At 60.8% G+C, this 2,571-nt stretch carries 5 protein-coding genes; 1 reads left to right on the forward strand and 4 read right to left on the reverse strand.

What is annotated here, in order from left to right; translation table 11 throughout:
- On the forward strand, positions 1-135 hold a 135-nt coding region (locus tag ABY403_RS15520; RefSeq protein ID WP_372841726.1), incomplete at its 5' end, for an ATP-binding protein.
- A gap of 281 nt (positions 136-416) precedes the next feature.
- On the opposite strand, the gene ABY403_RS15525 is transcribed toward ABY403_RS15520, so the two are convergent.
- The 4 genes from ABY403_RS15525 to ABY403_RS15540 form a co-directional block, all read right to left on the reverse strand.
- Positions 417-845: a CBS domain-containing protein gene (locus ABY403_RS15525; protein ID WP_372841722.1), complete on the reverse strand. Its 429-nt coding sequence runs from the start codon at positions 843-845 to the stop codon at positions 417-419.
- Between the two features lie 224 nt (positions 846-1,069).
- Positions 1,070-1,825, reverse strand: coding sequence for an energy transducer TonB (locus ABY403_RS15530; RefSeq protein ID WP_372841723.1), 756 nt, complete (start codon positions 1,823-1,825; stop codon positions 1,070-1,072).
- On the reverse strand, positions 1,822-2,250 hold the full coding sequence (gene exbD / locus ABY403_RS15535; protein ID WP_372841724.1) for a TonB system transport protein ExbD: 429 nt from the start codon (positions 2,248-2,250) through the stop codon (positions 1,822-1,824). The genes ABY403_RS15530 and exbD overlap by 4 nt, the downstream gene beginning before the upstream one ends.
- The coding region (locus ABY403_RS15540) for a MotA/TolQ/ExbB proton channel family protein (protein WP_372841725.1) at positions 2,250-2,571 on the reverse strand (322 nt) is incomplete at its 5' end. The genes exbD and ABY403_RS15540, both read right to left, overlap by 1 nt.

Consider the following 2,571-nt stretch of genomic DNA (forward strand, 5'->3'; position numbering starts at 1 on the left):
CGGTCCTTTGGCGGTAGCGGCCTTGGCCTGAGTATTGCGCAGGAAATCGTCAAATCGCACGGCGGCTCGATCGACTATGTAAGCGAACTCGGGGTCGGCACCACCTTCACCGTTGAGTTGCCCATTTCGCAATAGCGCCCAAGCGCCGCGCCTGCCGCGTGGGTTCATTCAGATGCCTGCCGAACAATTCCATGGTCCGGCGCAGCGCGGCTGAAAATTGCCGCGCGCACCGCCCGGCGGCGAAGCGTTAGCCGAGCCCGGTTTTTGTCAAAGAAAGCGCAACTCGCACGAAGCTGGCCTCTATAGGGCGCAGGTGACGAGGCGGCTTTTCGTATCGCCAATAGGGCAAACCGCGCAGCAAGGCCCGCGCGGCGGCGCACCGCCACGATGTTTGCCGGTCGGCGCACCAGACCTTTTCAGCTGCGCACGTATTTCACCAACTGGTCGATGTCGAACTCGCGCGCGTCGATGATGCTTTTCATCAGGTCGCCGATCGAGATGATCCCTTCAAGGCGTCCTTCCTTGATCACCGGCAAATGGCGGATGCGACGATCGCTCATCATCGCCATGCAGGTTTCGACGGAATCGTCCGGCGAGACAGACAGCACTTCCGTCTCCATCACATCGCGGATGGGAGTGTTGGGTGCCGCGCGGCCCTTGAGAAACACTTCTCGTGCGTATTTCCGTTCGGTGAATATCCCGATGACCGCATCACCTTCGGTGATAATCACAGAGCCCACGTTTTGGGACGCCATGAGTTTCAGTGCTTCAAGCACCTTGTCGTCGGGGCCCAAGCAGTGGACCTCTGTTCCTTTGGACGCAAGTATATCCCGAGCAAACGCCATCATTTCTCTCCTGATGGTTTCGGTTCGCAGTAGACACGGGGTAAAGCATGCAGCCCTTGGCATGTGCTGTCCATGACATGCATCAACCGAAAAACCCGTGCCGCGCCCCTACCCGGGTGATCGCTGTTGTCATGTTCGCGCTTCTTGATCGCAGCGGCAAATGCCTTAGCGGCAAGCAATATTCGGGTGCCGATTTAGGCCAGATGGGCGAATGGCGTCGCGCCTTACTTCAAGGAATAGTTGATAGGAACGAGTATGCGCACTTGCCCATTTGCCCCGGTGGATGGCGGCGGCGGATATGGTCCCGCCGTCGCGAGCAGCTTCAAGGCCGCCTCGTCCAAAGAAGCGGAGCCGGAGCCTTCCACAATGACCGCATCCACGAAATCGCCCGCTGCCGCGAGTGTAAGCCGCGCTGTCGCTGTGCCTTGCGTTTTCGCCTTGCGCGCGTCTTCCGGGTAAACCTTGCTTTTTTGCAAGGCGATTTGCAGCGCGCGCATCCATTCCGCAACCGCTTGCGGGTCAGCAGGCTTTTGTGCAACGGACTGAACGCGCGCGCGGTCGATATCATCTAACAAGGCAGTGGCCATGTGGGTGGTGCTATCGTGCTCCACGGCTTGCTGCGGCATGGCTGGTGCCATGCGAGGGGGTGCCATGGTAGGGGGGCGTGCCACCTCTGGCAGGGCGACTTCGCTCTGTTCGGGCAAGGGTGGTGCCAGTTCGGCGGGCGGTTCTTTCATCACCGTGGGGGGGATTTCTTCCTGCGCACGGGCCTCCTGCCCTAGCGCCAGGTCTTCCAGTTCAGTCCCGCGCGAGGTTTCGATTTCGGCCAGTTCAACAACATACCCGCCTTCAGGCGGAGCAAAGGGTTTTGGCAGTTCGCGCTGAGCAAGGCTCAGCGCGAACGCGGCATGGGCGGCGGCAGCCAGCAATCCCCCAACCACCCATGCCCCAAGTTCTGGCGCGGCACGCGAAACCTTCATGAAGAGCCTCCACCGCTTTCGCGGGCCACCAAGGCGATCTTCAGGTATCCCGCGACCTTCAACTGGTCCATCAGCGCAATCAGTTTTCCGTAGGGCACAGTTTCATCGGCGCGCAGAAACAGGCGCGCCGCCTTGTCGCCTTTGGTTGCCAGATCAAGGGCTGCGCCCAAGCGATCTAAGGAAACTTCCTCGGTGCCGACCGTCAGGGCATCTGCCGCCGTGAGCGTGAGGTAGATCGGCTCGTCCGGGCGTTCGACGGGTGGCGAGGCGCTGTGCCCCGGCAGATCCACCGGGATGTCCACCGTCGAAAGCGGTGCGGCGATCATGAAGATAATCAGCAGAACCAGCATCACGTCGATAAACGGCGTCACGTTGATCTCGCTCATCTCTTCGGAAGCATCGTCTGTTTGAACCGAGAAGCCCATCAGGCAACCTCCCCTTCCCGTTCAAGATCGCGCCCCGCAATCACCAACAAAAGCGCGCCGGCATCGGCCAGATCTGCCCGATGCCCGGCGATGACGCGCGACAAGGCGTTGTAAATTACAACCGCCGGAATCGCGGCACCCAATCCGACCGCGGTCGCCAACAGCGCCTCGGCAATGCCCGGGGCAACTACGGCAAGGTTCGTTGTCTGGCTTTGTGCGATCGACACGAAAGAGTTCATGATCCCCCAGACCGTCCCGAACAGCCCAACGAAGGGCCCGACAGCACCGATCGTCGCCAACAGGCCCGTGCCACGCTGCAAC

This window comes from Phaeovulum sp., assembly GCF_041596715.1.
GTDB lineage: Bacteria > Pseudomonadota > Alphaproteobacteria > Rhodobacterales > Rhodobacteraceae > UBA6213.